Raw genomic sequence first — 18,341 nt, forward strand, 5'->3', positions numbered from 1 at the left:
TATGGCGTTCGAGCAGGGCGTCAAGCTGATAATTTCCCCCCGAGTCTGGTTTTGTCGGGCGCCTGTTCAGGTTTCGGTTCTTCGCTCCAGCCAGCCCGGATCGTATTCCGGAAGCGGGATCGCATCGAGAAGCGCGCGGGTGTAGGCAGCGGAAGGGCTTGCAAAAACCTGCTCGCAGGGCCCTTCCTCGACAACCTTTCCGAGCCGCATCACATAGACATAGTCGCAGACGGCTCGAATGACAGAGAGGTCATGGCTGATGAAGGCCATGGCAAGTCCGAGTTCGCGGGAAAGGCCCTTCAACAGTTTCAGCGCCTGTGCTTGGGTGGAGACGTCGAGGCCGGAGACAATTTCATCGGCCAGTACGAAATCGGGCTGCATCAGGACGGCACGCGCAATGCCGATGCGCTGGCGCTGGCCGCCGGAAAGCTCGTGCGGGTATCGCTCGAGGCAAGCGGTGGGCAGGGATACGCGGTCAAGCACGGATTTTACCTGTTCCAGCGCCGTTGCCGCGTCGCCGGCCAGGCCATGCAGCAGGAGCGGACCCGTCAGGATGCGGCGGATCGTGTGGCGTGGGTTCAGCGACGCCATGGGGTCCTGGAAGATCATCTGCATGCGCCGGCGCAGCGGCCGCATCTCGGTTTCCGGGATATGGGTAATGTCACGACCGCCGAATGCGATCTTGCCGGCAGAGACATCGACGAGGCGGAGTAGGGCACGGCCGAGCGTCGTTTTGCCGGAGCCGGATTCGCCGACGATGCCGACCGTCTGACCCCTGCCGATGCGGATATCGACGCAGTGCAGGACGGGCGTCGAGGGTTTGCTGCCGAACAGGCCGGCGTGCTTGGCGTAGGTGACTTTGATGCCGGTGGCGACGAGCAGGTTCTGATCCATCAACTGATCCCGATCTCCTGGCGAAGTTCGCGGAAGACGGCTTCCGGCACGGGCTCCAGTCCCGCATCCGGCCGGTCGTAACGGGGGCCTGCAGCAATCAGCGCCTTCGTATAGGCGTGTTTCGGGTTTTCCAGCACGTTACGCACCGGTCCTTCCTCGATGACCTTGCCAGCGTAAAGCATCGTGACGCTGTCACATATCTGCGCCACGATGCCGAGGTCATGGGTAACGAAGAGCACGCCGGTACCGCGCGCCTCCTGCATGTGGCGGATAAGGCGGAGGATTTCCTTCTGTACCGTCACGTCGAGCGCGGTCGTCGGTTCGTCAGCGATGACCAGTTCCGGCTCGATGGCGAAGGCAGCGGCAATCAACACACGTTGGCGCATGCCGCCGGAGAGCTGATGCGGAAAGCTCTTCATCACCCGGTCGGGATCGCGGATCTGCACGTCGGCCAGCAATTGCAGCGCATGGGCCTCTGCTGTTCTGGCGGACATGCCGCGCTTCAGTTTCAGACCGTCCGCGAGCTGTGCGCCGATGCGGCGGGCAGGATTAAGGGCCGTCTGCGGATCCTGTGGAATCAATGCGATTTCCGAGCCCATAATGCTGCGCAGGTCCAGCGGCTTCATGGTCAAAAGGTCGCGGCCTTTGAAATTGATCCAGCCGCCTGTGATACGCACCGTTCGTGGCAGGATGCCGAGGATGGCCTTGGCGATCGTCGATTTGCCGGCGCCGCTTTCGCCGACGAGGCCGCGGACGCCACCGTTCTTCAGCGTCAGGCCGACATCACGGAGGACCGGCATGCCGCCTTCGCGGTCGGAAACGGCGGAAAGGCCGGTTATGGCGAGCAGGTTTTCCGTCATCGTCTGAGCACCGGATCGAGCGCCCGGCGCAGGCCGCTGCCGAGCTGATTGAAAGCGAGAACCGTGGTGAACAGCACCGCGAGCGGTGCCACAAGCAGCCACCAGGCATGGTGGATGAGCTGGCGCCCCTGCGCGATCATGCCGCCCCAGGTGGGTGTGTCGGACGAGACCGACAGGCCGACGAAGGAGAGGATGGCTTCGACGACGACGGCGATGCCCATTTCCAGGCTGACGAGTGCGATCAGCACCGGTACGACGTTGGGAAAGATTTCTCGCGTCAGGATTTTCATGCGCGGGAAGCCTGCGGTGCGGGCGGCCGTCACGTAATCGAGCTGCGACTGGGCGAGCGTTTCGGCGCGCACGACGCGGCAGAAGCGGGTCCAGTCAATAATGACGATCGCAGCAATCACCGAATGCACGCCGGAGCCGAAGACCGCGACGAGCAGGATGGAGAGCAGGACTGGCGGGAAGGCCATCCAGATGTCGACGATCCTTGAGATGATGCGGTCCGCCCATCCACCATACCAGCCGGCCAGCAGGCCGAGCACAGTGCCGATCAGCGCCGCGAGGCTCGCCGAGACGAAAGCGACGAGCAAGGCGATCCGGCTGCCGTAGATCAGGCGGGATAGGACGTCGCGGCCGAGGTCATCGGTGCCAAGGTAGTAACCGGGTTCAGCACCGTCGAGCCAGGCGGGCGGCAGCGAGCCCAGCATCAGATCCTGTTCCAGCGGATCCTTTGGCGCGATGAAAGGCGCGAAGATCGCGATGACGACCAGGAGCAGGATGAAGCCGCCGCCGAACAGCACTTGTCGTTCGGCGAACAGGTTCCGCAATCGTGACGGGGTGCGACGAGGCTTGGCCGCCGGGCCAGTGATGGTGATGGGCTCAGCCATGGCGGAGCCTCGGATTAAGCGCAGCGGCAAGCAGGTCTACGGCGAGGTTGATGACGATGAAGATCGCACCAAAGACCAGAACGAGGCCCTGGATGAGCGGCAGGTCACGATTGATGACGGCGTCAATCGCCATGTTGCCGATGCCGGGATAGGCGAAGATGCGCTCGACGATGACCGTGCCACCGACGAGGAAGGTGAATTGTACGCCAGTGAGCGAGAGGGCGGGGCCGACGGCATTGCGCAGCGCCTCCTGCAGCACGAGCCGCAATTCCGACATGCCCTTGAGCCGTGCCAGCAGCACGTAATCCTGTACCATCGCTTCCAGCAGCGCTTCCTTGAGAATGCGGGTGATAACGGTCGCAAGCGGCAGGGCGAGTGCCAGGACCGGCATCACCATATGGGCGGCAACATCGAAGAAGACGTCCAAGCGGAACCTGATGAGGCTTTCGAGGAGATAGAAGGGGGTGAAGAAATCGATCGATAGCGTCGGGTCGATGCGGCCGGAGAGGGGGAAGATAGGGATGAAGACGCCAACAACCAGAACCAGCGCAAGCGCCCATACGAAATCCGGCACGGCGAGCAATACGCCATTGGTCGCGTCGATTGCCGGTTCCAGCGGCGTGCGCCGGAAGAGCGTGCCGACCACAGCGACCGCGCCGCCGACAGCCAAGGCGACGATCAAGGCCGCGAAAGCGAGCTCAAGGGTGGCGGGCAAGCGCCCAAGCAGCAGTTCCAGCACGTCGCGGCGGAGCGAGATTGAGGTGCCGAAATCGCCCATCAACACGGACTGAAGCCAGACGCCGAACTGCGCCGGCAAGCTGAGGTCAAGGCCGTATCTGGCGCGCAGCGCTGCGATATCGGCGGGACTGGCTCCCGGCGCGATCATCATCGCGATCGGATCGCCCGGCATGATCCGCAGGAGCACGAAGACGATCGCGGCGACGCCGAGCAACGTCACGGTCGCCACGATCAGTCTGTTGAGGATGGGTATTGCGATCATCGGCTCATGCGGGTCCTTTGCCCCTCACCCTTGCCCTCTCCCCGCAAGCGGGGCGAGGGAACGTGCCTCACGCGACGCTGAGGCTTTGGCAGGCGGTGCGACATATACCTTCTCCCCGCATGCGGGGAGAAGGTGGCGGCAGCCGGATGAGGGGCAACGAGACCCCTGTGGCAAAATGCCGTTTAGACCTTTGACACTAGCGTCGGCTGCAGCGCGCCGGAAACGTTCGGCACGACCGTCAGCTTCTCCTTGTAGACGATCGGCTGGACGTATTGCAGCAACGGGATGACGTAGCCCTGTTCGGCGATGTATTTGCTGACGGCCTTCCAGCCGTTGATACGCTTCTTCTCGTCCTTTTCGCCCCAGAGCGGCATGATCATGTTGTCGAGGTCTTCCGTATTCCAGACCGAGTGCGGCGAGGGTCCGAACATGGCGAAGCCGGTGGAGGTCGTCGGGTCGCCGATCGCGTTGCCCCAGTTGTAGAAGGCGGCGGGCGCCAGTTGGTCGGCGGCCCGCAGTTCGTAATGCTTGGCGATCTCGTAGACCTCGATCTCCGCCTCAATGCCAACGCGGCGCCACATGCCGACGATCGCCTGGATCATTTCGTAATCCTTCGGCTTGAAGCCGCGCGTCGTCTGGATCTTGAATTTTACAGGCTTGTCGGTGGAATAGCCGGAAGCTTTGAGCAGGTCCTTGGCTTTTGCCTGGTCATAGCCGACCTTGATGGACGCGTCATAGGCATCGTATTCCGGTGCCTCGAGCGTATCGATCGGCACGCCATAGCCGCGCAGCAGCCGATCGACGATCGCTTTCTTGTCGATCGCATGATGGGCGGCGAGGCGCACGTTCTTGTCGAGCATGGCGTCGATGTTGTTCAGGAAGATCATGCCGATGTCGGAGATCGGCGTGACGGCCCCTTTCAATCCGGCCTTCCCCTTCAGGCGGTCGTATTCTTCATAGGGAATTTCGAGCGTGATGTCGGACGAGCCGGACTCGATTTCTGCCACACGGGTAGTCGCATCCGGCACGAACTTGAAAACGACCGTGTCGAAGACCGGCTTGCCGCCGTAATAGTTCGGGTTGGCTTTGAGGCGCAGGAAGGCATTGCCTTCATAGGCGTCAACCATGTAGGGGCCGGTGCCGACCGGCTTCTTCTCGAACCCTTCCGCGCCGACCTTCTCGTAATAGGCCTTCGGCATGACATAGCCGGTCAGGAAGGCCATCCATTTGAAGAAAGTCGGATCGAACTGTTTCACGTCGCCGGTTATGCGCTTTCCATCGATCTTGTAATTGCTGGCAGTCGACCAGACGAACTGGATCGGATTGCCGGTTTCCTGTTTGGCTGCGCGCTCCAGCGACCAGACGACATCCTCCGGCGTGAGGTCGGAGCCGTCGTGCCATTTGACACCTTCGCGGACGTCCATCCAGATCTGCGTTTTGTCGTCGTTCCAGCCCCAGGCGGTCAGAAGGCCGGGCTGGAAAGAAAGATCCGGGCCTTGGCCGATGAACTGGTCGAAGATCGAGCGGTAGATCGCCTGGATTGTCGGGTTGACAGCTGACGGGCCGACCGTCGGATCGAAGGAGGGCAGGTTGACGTTATAGGCAATGGTCAGCGTCGAACTGTCCTGCGCAAAAACTGCGTTACGTCCGCAAAATACACCTGTCAGAAAAGTAGCCGTGCCCAGGCCCAATGCCTGGCGCCGGGAGAGCGTCATCATGATCTAACTCCATTGTTCCCACTCGGCCAAACTTGCGGACAGGCCGTCCGTGTCGGGCTCGTTCGTTTGAATGGTTTAACGTTAAAATAAGTGTCGAATGGCGGCAAGGGTTATTTGCGGCCAAAACAAGTGTTTTTTATTCCTGCACGATCCAATAATATGCAATTGCATATATAAATGTTCTGACAAGTGACGCTTGTGACTCATCAGAATCCCAAAATTCAGCTGGACGCCTTAGTGGAAATTGTGAATTGACAAATGCATGACGTCAAAAATATGGTTTTGCAAATGTTTATAGCTTGAGGCCGACGAGGCGAAGGGGAACTGCCATGGCTGAGCGATCATTTGCCCGCGAAGTCGAGGATCTGAAGCTTAGAGAAGGTGAAATCTTTCGGGGCGAGGGCATCCTGGCGATCACCAAGGCGCTGCTGCAATCGGGCGTCTCCTATGTCGGCGGTTACCAGGGCTCGCCGATCTCGCATCTGATGGACGTGCTGGCCGACGCCAAGGATGTTATGGAAGATCTCGGCGTGCATTTCGAGACGTCCGCGTCCGAGGCCGCCGCTGCCGCCATGCTGTCGGCGTCGGTCATGTATCCGGTGCGCGGCGCCGTGACCTGGAAATCGACGGCCGGCACCAACGTCGCCTCGGATGCGCTCTCGAACCTCTCCTCCGGCGGGGTCAACGGCGGCGCGCTGATCATTCTCGGCGAGGATTTTGGCGAGGGCTCTTCGATCATGCAGGAGCGTTCCCACGCTTTCGCCATGAAATCGCAGATGTGGTTGCTTGATCCGCGGCCGAATCTGCCTTCAATCGTTCAGGCGGTCGAGGATGGTTTCCAGCTTTCTGAAGCATCGAACACGCCGGTCATGCTGGAAGTGCGTATCCGCGCCTGCCATGTGCATGGCCAGTTCGTTGCCAAGGACAACAAGCGGCCGACTTATACGCTGAAGCAGGCGCTCGAAAATCCAGTGCGCGACGTGAACCGTATTGTGCTGCCGCCGGCAAACTTCATTCACGAGAAGGACAAGCTGGAGCGCCGCTGGCCGGCAGCCGTCAACTTCATCAAGGAGAAGAAGCTCAACGAGTTCTTCGGTCCGGAAGAGGGTGAAATCGGCATTATCATGCTGGGTGGCATGTATAACGGCGTCATGCGCGCCCTGCAGCAACTCGGACTGGCTGACGTCTACGGCAATTCATCGATCCCGCTCTACGTGATGAACGTCGCCTATCCGATGATCGACGAGGAGGTCGTCGATTTCTGTGTCGGCAAGAAGGCCGTGATCATGGTGGAGGAAGGCGCTCCGGAATATATCGAGCAGACGATGCATACGCTCCTGCGTCGCCGGGACATTCAGACGAAGCTCCACGGCAAGGATATCCTGCCGCTTGGTGGAGAATATACCGCACCGGTGATGATGAAGGGTTTGAAAACCTTTATCGAAATGTATGACCGAATCCTGCTTGGCAACCAGCCGCCAGTTCCGGACCCGACACCGATCCTGAATGATCCGAAAGTCAAGGCGCTGGCGGAAGTCGTGCCCGCCCGTCCGGCCGGCTTTTGTACTGGCTGCCCGGAGCGTCCGATTTTCGCGGCCATGAAGCTGGTCGAAAAGGAACTCGGCGAGCATCACGTCTCGGCGGATATCGGCTGCCATCTCTTCTCGATCCTGCCGCCCTTCAATATAGGGGGCACGACGATGGGCTATGGTCTCGGCCCGGCTTCCGCCTCGGCTTTCAATGTCGAGGCGGACAAGCGTTCGATCGCCGTCATGGGTGACGGTGGTTTCTGGCACAATGGTCTTGCCACCTCGGTCGGCAACGCGGTTTTCAACAAACAGGACGGCGTCATTCTCGTCGTCGACAATTATTATTCGGCGGCGACCGGCGGGCAGGACATCCTTTCATCGCGCGCTATCAATCCAAACCGCAAGACGAACAATTCCATTGTCAATGCCGTGAAAGGCATCGGCGCCACCTGGGTGCGCCAGATCGACCGCACTTATGACGTCGCCAAGATGCGCGACACGTTGAAGGAAGCGCTGACGACCAAGGAGAAGGGGCCGAAGATCATCGTGGCCTCCTCCGAATGCATGCTGAACAAGCAGCGCCGCGTGAAGCCGCAATTCGCCAAGGCGGTGAAGGATGGCAAGCGCATGGTGAAGGAACGGTTCGGGGTGGACGAAGACGTCTGCACGGGTGATCACGCCTGCATCCGGCTTTCCGGCTGTCCGTCGCTTTCGGTCAAGCATACCGATGATCCCCTGAAGGATGATCCGGTTGCGGCGATCGACAATAGCTGTGTCGGCTGCGGCAATTGCGGCGAGGTTTCGGAGGCTGCGGTCCTCTGTCCGTCCTTCTATCGCGCCGATGTCATCCACAACCCGACCGGCTGGGACAGGTTCGTCTCCCATATGCGTAACAAGGTCATCGGGTGGCTCCAGGCCCGCCGCGCTGCCGGTCGCATCGTGTTCGCGGATTAAGGACAAGGTTATGAACGAAACCGTGAACCTGAAGACGCTGATCGCTTCCGACAAGCCGCTGACGCTCGCCATTCTCGCCATGGGCGGCCAGGGCGGTGGCGTGCTCGCCGACTGGATCGTTGCGCTTGCTGAAGAGCAGGGCTGGATGGCGCAATCCACCTCAGTGCCGGGCGTCGCCCAGCGCACCGGCGCCACGATCTATTACATCGAGATGCTGCCGGCCAGGGATGGTGTCTCGCCGATCTTCTCCCTGATGCCGACACCGGGCGATGTGGATGTCGTGCTCGCCGCCGAGCTGATGGAGGCTGGCCGTTCGGTTCTTCGTGGCCTCGTGACGCCGGACAAGACGGTGTTGATCGCTTCGACGCACCGCTCGTTTGCAGTCGGCGAGAAGGAAAAGCCGGGGGACGGCATCGGCGATCCGACGGTTGTGGTCGGCGCCACGGATTTCGCCGCCAAACGGACGATTGTTTTCGACATGGATACGCTGGCGCTCAAGAACGGCAGCGTGATTTCCGCCTCGATGTTCGGCGCACTGGCTGCAGCCGACGTCCTGCCCTTTTCCAAGGATGCGTTCGAAGCGACGATCCGTGGTGGAGGCAAAGGCATCGAGGCGAGCCTGAAGGCCTTCAATGCCGCGTTCGACCGGGCCAGGGCGAGGCCACGGGACGAGATAAGCGCCTCGCCGCCGAAGCGTTTCGACGCCATGCCGGAAACGGCCGGTCATCCGGAGCTCGACCGGTTGGTGCATCGCCTGCGTGCCGAATTTCCGGAAGTCGCCTTGCCGTTGCTGTTTGCCGGCGTCAAGAAGCTCGCGGATTTCCAGGATCCGGCGTATGCCGGCGAGTATCTTGATCGTGTGGGTCAGCTCCATGCTCTCGACCGTGCCAATGGCGGCGAGGAGAAGGATTATGCCTTCACAGTTCAGTCGGCGAAATATGTCGCCGTTGCGATGGCTTATGACGACGTGATCCGTGTTGCCGACCTGAAGACCCGCGGCAGCCGCTTCGACCGGGTACGCAAGGAGGTCGGCGTCAAGCAGGACCAGATCCTCTACATGACCGAATACATGCATCCGCGCATGGAAGAGGTCTGTGGCGCGCTGCCGAAGGGGCTTGGTCTCTGGGTCGAGAAGCGTCCAAAGCTGTTCTCCTGGCTCGACCGACGCATCAACAAGGGCCGCCGGGTGCAAACCGGCACCCTCTTCTGGTTCCTGACGCTCTATACGCTCGCGGCGCTGCGCCGTATCCGTCGCGGCACGTTGCGACACCTGCGCGAGACCGAGCACCTCGAGGCTTGGCTCAATGCGGCGACTCCGCTGCTCTCGCGGAACTATGATCTTGCAGTCGAAGTGATCAACAATCGTCGGCTGGTGAAGGGCTATTCCGATACCCATGCGCGGGGACTTTCGAAGTTCGACCGGGTGATGTCGGCGCTGATGACACTTAGCGACCGCGAGGACGGTGCGATCTGGATGAAACGTTTGCGTCAGGCTGCACTGCTCGACGAGAACGGGATCGCGCTTGACGGCGCCTTGAAGACAGTCGCCACGCTTTAAGCATATCAGACACATTAAAGCCGCGATCCCGTTGCTTTTGCCGCGCATCTGACCAAAGTCTGGATGCGCAGTTCCTCGGCACCGGTAAATCACCATGACAACCACGGATCGTCAGCCTGGCCGCTTTCGAGATATCATCGAGGCGTACCGCTCTTACATCATCGCGCTCGCGGTGGTGGTGGTGTTCGCCTTCACAACGTTCGCCATTTACAATCTCACCACCGAGGTGAGCTATGACGATGTGATCGAAGCGCTCGGCAATACGCGGTGGCCTGCAATCGGGCTTGCTGTCTTCTTCACCATGCTGAGTTTTGCGGCGCTCGTCGGCTACGACATGAACGCGCTAGCGTACATCGGCCGCACCTTGCCGTTTATGCCGGTCGCGATGACCGCTTTCAGTGCCTATGCGGTCGGCAACACGGCCGGATTCGGAGCCCTGAGCGGCGGTGCTATCCGCTTTCGCGCTTATTCCCGCCTTGGCCTTTCACCAGATGATATCGGTCGTGTCATCGCCTTCGTGACACTGGCCTTCGGGATCGGATTGCTCGCCGTCACGGCACTGGCCTCGCTCGTCACGGCACCAAGGATCGGAGCGATTCTGGGTGCCGATGGTGGCTGGATCCGTGCCGGAGCAATCCTGATCATCATCATGCTATCCGTCCTGGTGATATCGGGGCGTGATGGACGGACGATTTCGATCGGCAGTCTGAGCATCCGTCTGCCGGATACCCGGACGTCCTCGCAGCAGTTCCTCATCACAGCGCTTGATATTGCCGCCTCGGCCTCCGTCCTCTATGTCCTCCTTCCGCAGACGAATATTGGCTGGCCTTCGTTCCTCGCCATCTATGCCACCGCCGTCGGCCTCGGAGTCCTGAGCCATGTGCCTGCCGGCCTTGGTGTCTTCGAAACCGTGATCATCGCAGCACTCGGCAATACGGTCAGCATCGATCAAGTGCTCGGCAGTCTGGTTCTTTACCGTGTCGTCTATCACGTTCTGCCGCTGCTCATCGCGACGCTCGTGGTCATCGGCGTCGAGATACGTCAGCTTGCCCATCATCCGGTGGCTTCCACGTTACGCAAGCTGGAATTCCGGCTGGTGCCGCCGCTGCTCGCCGCCTTTGCGATAATCGCCGGCGTAATGTTGATCTTTTCAAGCGTGACGCCGACGCCGGATTCCGACCTGAATTTCCTTTCCTACTATTTGCCGCTGCCGTTCGTGGAGGGCGCGCATTTCCTTTCCAGCATCCTTGGCCTCATCCTCTTTGTGGCAGCGCGCGGCATAGGCCAGCGGTTGGATGGAGCCTGGTGGACAGGCATGGTCTGCGCTGCTCTTGCACTCGTCTTCGCTTTCGTGCGCGCGATCGCTCCTTTTGAAGCCATCTTCCTCGTCATTCTGCTGGTCGGTCTTATTCTCAGCGCGAAACAGTTCAACCGCCGGGCATCGCTGTTTGGGCAGGTGCTATCGCCGAGCTGGATTGCCGCCATGCTCATTATCGTGGCTACGGCCGCCACAGTGCTGCTTTTCGTCTACCGCGAGGTGGAATACAGCCACGAGCTCTGGTGGCAGTTCGAGGTTTCCGAAGAGGCGCCACGCGGCCTGCGTGCTGTTCTCGGCCTGGCGATCTTCGCGGCGTCCATCTCTTTTTACAGTCTGTTGCGGCCGGCCACCCGGCGCTCGCCGCCATCAACCGCGGACGATCTCGGACGGGCAATCCAGATCGTGATGGCGCAGGACAACGCCGATGCCAATCTGGTCCGGATGGGAGACAAGCGCCTGATGTTCTCCGAGAGTGGCCGTGCCTTTCTCATGTACGGCATCCAGGGACGGTCCTGGATCGCCCTCTTTGATCCCGTCGGACCGCAAGAGGAGACGGCAGATCTCGTCTGGCGTTTTGTCGAAGAGGCGCGCAGTCGGGGGGGCCGTGCAGTGTTTTATCAAATATCACCCGGCCTGCTTTCCCATTGCGCCGATGCCGGGCTGAGGGCCTTCAGGCTTGGCGAACTTGCGATTATCGATCTTTCGCATTTCGATCTCAAAGGCGGTCGTCTCGCCGGACTGCGGCAGGCTGTCAACAAAGGCATGCGCGAGGGGCTGGAGTTCTCGGTCATCGACGCGCCGGAGGTGATGGCTTCAATCGAGGAACTCAGGCAGGTCTCCGATGCCTGGCTTGCGGAACACAATACGCGCGAAAAGACGTTCTCGCTGGGCGCTTTTCGAGATGATTATGTCGCTTCGCAATCGGTGGCGGTTTTGCGTAAGGAAGGTCGAATTGTCGCTTTCGCGACGCTTTTGATCACCGATACGAAACAGGAAGGAACGGTTGATCTGATGCGCTTTTCGCCGGAAGCACCGAAAGGATCCATGGATTTTTTGTTCGTGAAAGTCATGGAATATCTGCGCGATGCCGGCTATGCACATTTTAATCTCGGCATGGCGCCACTTTCGGGAATGTCCACGCGCGAAGTCGCGCTCGCATGGGACCGGATTGGCAGCGTCGTATTCGAGCACGGCGAACGGTTCTACAACTTCAAAGGATTGAAAGCTTTCAAGTCGAAGTTCCATCCCAGCTGGGAGCCGCGCTACCTCGCCGTGGCGGGCGGAGTCAGCCCTGCCATCGTGATGATGGACGCGACGCTTCTGATCGGCGGCGGCTTGAGAGGAGTGGTTGGTAAATGATGTTCCTGCGGTTTTTTTGCATCATCGCGCTTGTTGGCTGGCTCTCCTGCGTCACGACCGCCGTCGCTCAGCAGCAGGATTATCATACCGGCCTGATCCGGTCGCCGCGTATCATGGTGCCGAAGAGCGGAGATGATCTCCAGGGCATCGTTTTCCTGATCTCGGACGGGCAGGGCTGGGGCGTGCGGGAGGAGACGCAGGCCCAAGCTCTGCTGAATGCCGGCGCCGCAGTGGTCGGCATCGATTTTCCGGCATATATCAAATCGCTTGCTGCCGATGATGGCGAATGCGTCTATATGGTATCCGACATCGAGGATGTTTCTCAGCAGGTGCAGCGACGGATCGGCAATCCGGATTATCGTCATCCGATCGTGGCCGGGATCGGAGAAGGCGGGGCACTTGCGCTTGCCATGATCTCCCAGAGCCCGAATGCAACTATAGGCGAGGCGATCGCTGTCGACCCGGCAGCCGGCATCCCGCTCGCCAAGGAACTCTGCACTCCCGCCTCGAAGCAGAAAATTGGCGATCGCACGGTTTATGGGTTTGACGATGGAGCCCTGCCGGCCGCAGTAACAATCATCTCCACCGCGTCTGCTGATGCTGCCGGCAGGGCGCATGGCCAGCGGCTGAAGCAGGAGCATCCGGAGGTGGAACTTGCCGATTCCGGCTCGACTGCGGAAGAGGCTTTGTCAGAGGTTCTGCTGGCTCATATTGCGGTGGCAGGCCAAAGCGGCCAGCCGCTCGACTTGCCGCTGACGGTACTCGATGCAAAGCCAGCTATGAACACGATGGCGGTAATTTATTCCGGTGATGGCGGCTGGCGTGACCTTGATAGCGAGGTGGGTGGTTACCTGCAGTCTCAAGGCATCCCGACAGTTGGGGTAGATTCGCTGCGTTATTTCTGGTCCGAACGCACGCCACAAGGAACGGCGGATGATCTGGCAAAAATCATCGAGCACTATCGCCGGCAGTGGAGCGTCCAGAACGTGCTGCTGATCGGTTACTCTTTTGGAGCCGATGTGCTGCCCGCCACCTACAATCTCCTGCCGGTGGCCGATCGGGAAAGGGTGAAGCAGATCACGCTGCTCGGGTTGTCTCACCAAGTGGACTACGAGATTTCCGTCACAGGTTGGCTCGGTGTCACCGCCACTGGGAAAGGCGACGATCCGATGAACGACATCGCAAAGATCAATCCGAAAATTATCCAGTGTGTCTATGGCACGGACGAGGACGATGACCCGTGCCCAACGCTGAAGGACCGCGGCGTCGAGGTCGTGCCGATCGAAGGCGGGCACCATTTCGATGAGAATTATCAGGCGCTCGGCAAACGCATCCGTGACAGCCTGCAAGCACGGCTCGCGAACAGGTAGGTCATATCTCGTGCTTGCGGATGTTCAGGAGGATTTTATGCAACGTGCCTGTGAAGGCACGATACTCCTCCTCGTCTATGCCGTCGAACATCTGTAGCAGCGAATCGTACATGGTCGGCCAGAAGCGAGCGAAGGCATCCCGTCCGTCTTCGGTGATCGTCACGTCGCGGATGCGCATGTCCTCTGGCCGCGGCGTGCGGCGGATATAACCCTGATCCTCGAGAGAATCGAGCGTGCGGCTCATTGTCGACTGCTCGATGACAGCGAAAACGGAAAGTTCGTTGATGGTGAGTGAGGCGGAGACGCTCAGGACAGCCAGCGTGCGCATCTTGGCAGTCGAGAGTTCGTATTCGCGCAACTCCTCCGCCATATTAGAGTTCCAGCGGGCGATGATGCGGTTCATCAGATAGGGGGCGAAGTGATTGAGGCCGATTTCCCCCATCGTGGGCCGACCCACCTGATCACCTTCCTGATGCCGGCGTAGCACCACACCTGAAAACCGTTCTGCCATGAGCCCTCTTGATATTTTCGGCCGCTGCGTTTCAGCGCAACGACGATGCAAGCAGAAAACCGGAGCCGCCGGCAAGCCCAGGACCTGGATGGGTCGAGGCGCCGATATGATAAAGACCCGGCACGTGGGTGCGGTGGTTAACAGACGACTTGAAGGGCCGCCAGAGGAAAAACTGATCCAGGCCGCAAAAGCCGCCATAGGGGTCGCCACCGACAAGGTTCATGTTCATCCCCTCAAGATCGGCGGGACAATAAGCACGGCGGGCAAGCTTGATGTCGGCAAAGTTCTCAATGTGACGGAAAAGGATTGCCTCGATGCGGTCTGCATAATGTTCACGCACTGCCTCTGTCCAACTGCCATCTGCAGGTACGGCGATCTCACCGGCTGCATCGCCCTTGATAACGCGCGGAGCCTCCGGAAGCTGAAGCCAGAGGATCGATTTGCCTTCCGGTGCGCGTGAGGGGTCGAAACTCACGGGTTGGCCGACGCAGACAGTTGGCTCGGCGGGCAGAAGGCCGCGCTCGCATTCGTTGGTGGCGCGTGAAACGCCATCGAGTCCAGGCGTCAGGTGCAGCAGCGCGACTTTGCCGAGATCGGGATCGCCCTTCCAACGAGGTGGCGCAGAAAGCGCATAGTGAATTTGCATGTCGCCTTTGCCGTAGCGGTAGCGGGCGACGCCATCGGCGACTTCGGCCGGTATCGGCCGTGGCCAGTCCTTCAGTAGCCGGTCGTAGATCTGGTTTGGCGTTGTGGAGCAGATGACGCCGGACGTCGCCTGGATCGCCTCACCACTTGCCAACCGGATACCGGCGGCCTTGTTGCCCTGGCCGGCAAGGATACGCTCGACATCTGCGCCGGTGCGGATCGTGCCTCCCTGATTCGCGATCAAGCGTTCGAAAGCGGTTACGAGATTGGCTGCTCCGCCCTTGACGATCGGGCAGCCGGCAAGCTCGATTGCAAAACCGATGACTTTGAGCATCTCGGCCGAATAGGCGCTTTCCGGCGCCAGCCCGCAATGCAACACCCAAGGTGCCCAGAGCGCATGCGCAGCCTCGGACCTGTAGGTGGTTTCAAGGTAACCGCGGGCAGGTTTCAGTGCGTCTCCGAACCAGGCGGCAAGCTGGCGGAGGCCTTTACCCCAGCCCTGCTTTGCGACGGTCTTCAGCGTCGTGCCGGACCAGAGCGCGCCGCCAAGCAGTGAGAAGAGGAAGGTTGCGTCCGCACCGAGCGCATTCATCTCGCGGTCGAAAGCCTTGCCGTCGCCTTCAGCCAGCGCCTCGAAGTTGGCAATGTTGCGCTGCCGGTCCTTTGAGAAGATCACCGAAGAACCATCCGGTCGCAGCACGCCGGTCGGCAGGTCGGCGTGAGCAAATTCCAGGCCGTGATCTTCCAGGTCCTTGCCCAGCACGCCATAGGCGGGCGAGGTCAGGAAAAGCACCATTGTGGTTGCCATCACATCGTGAATAAAGCCTGGCTCGGTGATTTCCTCGGTTCGCAGGCAGCCGCCGATGCGGTCGTTTCGTTCGAGAACGAGGACTCGTTTGCCCTTCTTCCCAAGCATGGCGGCAGCGACCAAAGCGTTGATGCCGCTGCCGACGACGATGTAATCGAAATCCGCCATAGCGCCCTCTTTGCCGGATATGGAAAAGGCCGGACCGCGAACGGTCCAGCCCTCAGAGATTTAGCCGGCGATGAGAGCCAGTGCGCGGACCGGCGAGCCGGTGCCCTTGACGAACTTGAGCGGCGCTGCGATCAGCACCGCCCCCTTGGGCGGAAGCTGGTCGAGGTTGGACAGCGAAGCCAAGCCGTATTTGTTGTTCTTGTGCATGAGGTTGTGCGCCGGGAAAGGTGGGTTCATGCCGCCGGCCGAACCGGCATCGGTGCCGACCGTTTCCTGACCCCAGCCGATGATACCTTTGGAAAGCAGGTATTCGATCGCTTCGGCGGTCGGGCCCGGCGAATGCGGGCCGTTCTCGTCGGCGTTCAGGAAGGTTTCGGTAGAGCCGTTGCGCTTGTACCAATCGGAGCGCATCAGCACCCAGCTGCCTGCTTCGATCTCGCCGTGCTCGGCTTCCCATTCCTTGATGCTGTCAACGGTCAGCAGGTAATCCGGGTTTTCGGCGGCTTCCGTGGAGCGGTCGATGACGTTGACCGGCGCCACGAAATTCTGCGGCGGAATGGTGTCTGTTGTGTTGTTCGGGTTGTCCTTGCCGGTGATCCAATGACAGGGCGCATCGAAATGTGTGCCGGTGTGTTCACCGAGCTCCAGCCAATTCCAGGCCCAGAACGGACCGTCCTGATCGTAGGCGGAGATCGTGTGGACCGCGACTTTCGGCGTGTTCTTGCCGAACTGTGGCGGCAAATAGAGCACCGGCGTATCCGGGCCAAGCGGCGCTGTCAGGTCGACCACCTTGACCGAGCCGGAAAGAAGAGCGGAAGCGAGATTGGAAAGCGTGTTGGAAGACATGATGCCGAGTTCCCCTTGAATGACCGGTTTCGTGAGCAGGGCGGCAGGCCGGTTTCCTCCGCCGGATGCCGCTAACCGATGGGCGAGCCTATTTCAGAAAATATGAGGATGCAAGCAATCGAGCGTCGCTACCGCGCGCAAAAATTTGCGTGCTCCGTTCGAGCACGGAGTTCATGGATTTCTCCGGAATAAGCGGCCCCATCTTGCGTTGAGAAGAGGCTATCCTGCGTGTCGTCGTGCTGTTCTCAGGCTGCGACCCCTTGATGCCGATTCCGGAAAATGTATGCATATGGATAAATAAAGTGATCCAGGGGAACGGCGATGACGGCATATGATGCGGTGGTGATAGGGGCAGGTCATAATGGGCTTGCGAGCGCAATTCATCTCGCCGCACGAGGCTGGTCGGTAGCCGTCATAGAAGGCAAGCAGGAGCCGGGAGGCGCGGTGAAGACAGGTGATTTCACGCTGCCGGGATTCAGGCACGATCTCGCGGCCATGAATCTGTCGATGTTCGCCGGCTCGCCGTTCTTTGCGACATATAAAGACGAACTGATCGCCCACGGACTCGGCTTGGTACCCGCCAAACGCTGTTTCTCGAGCGTTTTCAGAGACGGCACCCATCTCGGGGTCTCGACCGATCTCGAAGAGACGGTCGGGGCGATCGAGTCAATCTCGTCACAGGATGCGGCGGCATGGCGAGAACTCTTCGCCGAATTCGGCTCGGACGCCCCGCATATCTTCGGGTTGCTTGGTTCGCCCATGCCGTCGCTTGCTGCGGCGAAAGTGCTCTGGAAGGCTTGGCGTGAAAAGGGTACTGGCTGGCTTTATGACACGGCACGCATGCTGCTCGCTTCACCTCGCGATTTCCTCGATGTCCGCTTCCAAAATGACAAGGTCAAAGCGATGATGAGTGCTTGGGGCTTGCATCTCGATTTTGCGCCGGATGTCGCCGGTGGAGCGCTGTTTCCGTATCTCGAAAGCATGGCGAACCAGGCTTTTGGCATGGTGATCGGCCAAGGCGGCGCCGATACGATCATCAAAGCCATGACTGGATTGCTGCAGGCAAAAGGCGGCGAACTGATGCTCGGCAGGCCGGTTGAGCGGGTCGAGATGTCGAACGGCACAGCAACAGGCGTCAAGCTGTCAGACGGGGGGGTGATTTCCGCCCGCAAGGCGGTCATTTCCAATGTCCATCCGAGACTGCTGTTCGGCAAGCTGGTCGATGCCGATCCGGCCCGTGAGTCATTCGATCGCAAGGTCGAAAGATTCCGTGCCGGGCCGGGCACGATGATGATCCATCTGGCAATGGATGGCCTGCCGGACTGGAAAGCCGGCGAGGCATTGAAGGGCTTTGCCTATGTGCATGTGGCGCCGGACCTGGCGATGATGTCGCGGGTCTATTCGGAGGCTATGGCAGGCTTGTTGCCGACTGAACCGGCGCTGGTCGTCGGCCAGCCCACGGCGCTCGATCCCTCGCGCGCGCCGGAGGGCAAGCATGTTCTCTGGGTGCAGGTTCGCGTACTGCCGGCGGGGATCCGCGGCGATGCTTCCGGCACGATTGCGGGAACCGACTGGGATCAGGTGAAGGAAGCCTATGCCGATCGGGTGCTGGACATTCTGGAGGACTATGCCCCTGGTACGAAGGCGAAAATCCTCGGCCGCGCAGTGTTTTCCCCGCTTGATCTCGAAAGGGAGAATCCGAACCTGATCGGCGGCGACAATCTTTCCGGCAGTCATCATCTCGACCAGAATTTCCTGTTCCGGCCGGTCGCCGGTTATTCTCGTTACAAAACGCCGGTGAAGTCGCTCTATCTCTGCGGCGCCGCCACCTGGCCGGGCGCTGGAACTGGGGCCGGATCGGGATTCATGCTGGCAAAGATGCTGGCCGGCAAGAGCTGAACACGATTCCT

13 protein-coding genes are annotated in these 18,341 nt (G+C 60.3%); 5 read left to right on the forward strand and 8 right to left on the reverse strand.

What is annotated here, in order from left to right; all coding sequences use genetic code 11:
* Nucleotides 1–66: 66 nt before the first annotated feature.
* From ABK249_RS21435 to ABK249_RS21455, 5 genes are all read right to left on the reverse strand, one after another.
* Nucleotides 67–894 (reverse strand): ATP-binding cassette domain-containing protein, encoded by an 828-nt coding sequence (locus ABK249_RS21435; RefSeq protein WP_348863936.1) that lies wholly within the window; start codon nt 892–894, stop codon nt 67–69.
* On the reverse strand, nt 894–1,754 hold the full coding sequence (locus ABK249_RS21440) for an ABC transporter ATP-binding protein (protein WP_348863937.1): 861 nt from the start codon (nt 1,752–1,754) through the stop codon (nt 894–896). The genes ABK249_RS21435 and ABK249_RS21440 overlap by 1 nt, the downstream gene beginning before the upstream one ends.
* Nucleotides 1,751–2,647 (reverse strand): ABC transporter permease, encoded by an 897-nt coding sequence (locus ABK249_RS21445; RefSeq protein ID WP_348863938.1) that lies wholly within the window; start codon nt 2,645–2,647, stop codon nt 1,751–1,753. The genes ABK249_RS21440 and ABK249_RS21445 overlap by 4 nt, the downstream gene beginning before the upstream one ends.
* Nucleotides 2,640–3,647: an ABC transporter permease gene (locus ABK249_RS21450; protein ID WP_348863940.1), complete on the reverse strand. Its 1,008-nt coding sequence runs from the start codon at nt 3,645–3,647 to the stop codon at nt 2,640–2,642. The genes ABK249_RS21445 and ABK249_RS21450 overlap by 8 nt, the downstream gene beginning before the upstream one ends.
* Before the next feature lie 182 nt (nt 3,648–3,829).
* A complete protein-coding gene (locus ABK249_RS21455) occupies nt 3,830–5,365 on the reverse strand; it encodes an ABC transporter substrate-binding protein (RefSeq protein WP_348863941.1) in 1,536 nt (511 codons plus the stop codon).
* 329 nt (nt 5,366–5,694) lie between these two features.
* On the opposite strand from ABK249_RS21455, the gene ABK249_RS21460 reads away from it, so the two are divergent.
* The 4 genes from ABK249_RS21460 (at nt 5,695) to ABK249_RS21475 (ending at nt 13,453) form a co-directional block, all read left to right on the forward strand.
* Nucleotides 5,695–7,848, forward strand: coding sequence for an indolepyruvate ferredoxin oxidoreductase subunit alpha (locus ABK249_RS21460; RefSeq protein ID WP_037156417.1), 2,154 nt, complete (start codon nt 5,695–5,697; stop codon nt 7,846–7,848).
* A 10-nt stretch (nt 7,849–7,858) separates the two neighbouring features.
* The gene (locus ABK249_RS21465) at nt 7,859–9,406 is read left to right on the forward strand and encodes an indolepyruvate oxidoreductase subunit beta family protein (RefSeq protein WP_348863942.1); all 1,548 of its coding nucleotides are present in this window, start codon (nt 7,859–7,861) and stop codon (nt 9,404–9,406) included.
* Nucleotides 9,407–9,500: 94 nt separating this feature from the next.
* The gene (mprF, locus tag ABK249_RS21470) at nt 9,501–12,083 is read left to right on the forward strand and encodes a bifunctional lysylphosphatidylglycerol flippase/synthetase MprF (protein ID WP_348863943.1); all 2,583 of its coding nucleotides are present in this window, start codon (nt 9,501–9,503) and stop codon (nt 12,081–12,083) included.
* Nucleotides 12,080–13,453 carry a virulence factor family protein gene (locus tag ABK249_RS21475; RefSeq protein WP_348863944.1) on the forward strand — a complete coding sequence of 458 codons (1,374 nt, stop codon included), beginning with the start codon at nt 12,080–12,082 and terminating at the stop codon, nt 13,451–13,453. Before mprF ends, ABK249_RS21475 begins: the two co-directional genes overlap by 4 nt.
* Nucleotide 13,454: 1 nt before the next feature.
* Here ABK249_RS21475 and ABK249_RS21480 read toward each other — a convergent pair whose 3' ends face one another.
* Genes ABK249_RS21480 through ABK249_RS21490 form a run of 3 tightly spaced genes read right to left on the reverse strand, consistent with a single transcriptional unit; the run spans nt 13,455 to nt 16,431 of the window.
* The gene (locus ABK249_RS21480) at nt 13,455–13,964 is read right to left on the reverse strand and encodes a MarR family winged helix-turn-helix transcriptional regulator (RefSeq protein ID WP_348863945.1); all 510 of its coding nucleotides are present in this window, start codon (nt 13,962–13,964) and stop codon (nt 13,455–13,457) included.
* A gap of 31 nt (nt 13,965–13,995) precedes the next feature.
* Complete coding sequence (locus ABK249_RS21485) at nt 13,996–15,585, reverse strand: phytoene desaturase family protein (protein WP_348863946.1); 1,590 nt, start codon at nt 15,583–15,585, stop codon at nt 13,996–13,998.
* 60 nt (nt 15,586–15,645) lie between these two features.
* On the reverse strand, nt 15,646–16,431 hold the full coding sequence (locus tag ABK249_RS21490) for a cyclase family protein (protein ID WP_210056070.1): 786 nt from the start codon (nt 16,429–16,431) through the stop codon (nt 15,646–15,648).
* Between the two features lie 321 nt (nt 16,432–16,752).
* Here ABK249_RS21490 and ABK249_RS21495 point away from each other — a divergent pair, with 321 nt between their 5' ends.
* Nucleotides 16,753–18,330, forward strand: coding sequence for a phytoene desaturase family protein (locus ABK249_RS21495; RefSeq protein ID WP_348863948.1), 1,578 nt, complete (start codon nt 16,753–16,755; stop codon nt 18,328–18,330).
* Nucleotides 18,331–18,341 lie beyond the last annotated feature (11 nt).

Origin of the sequence: Neorhizobium phenanthreniclasticum (genome assembly GCF_040066075.1) — a bacterium.
Taxonomy (GTDB): Bacteria; Pseudomonadota; Alphaproteobacteria; order Rhizobiales; family Rhizobiaceae; genus Neorhizobium; species Neorhizobium petrolearium.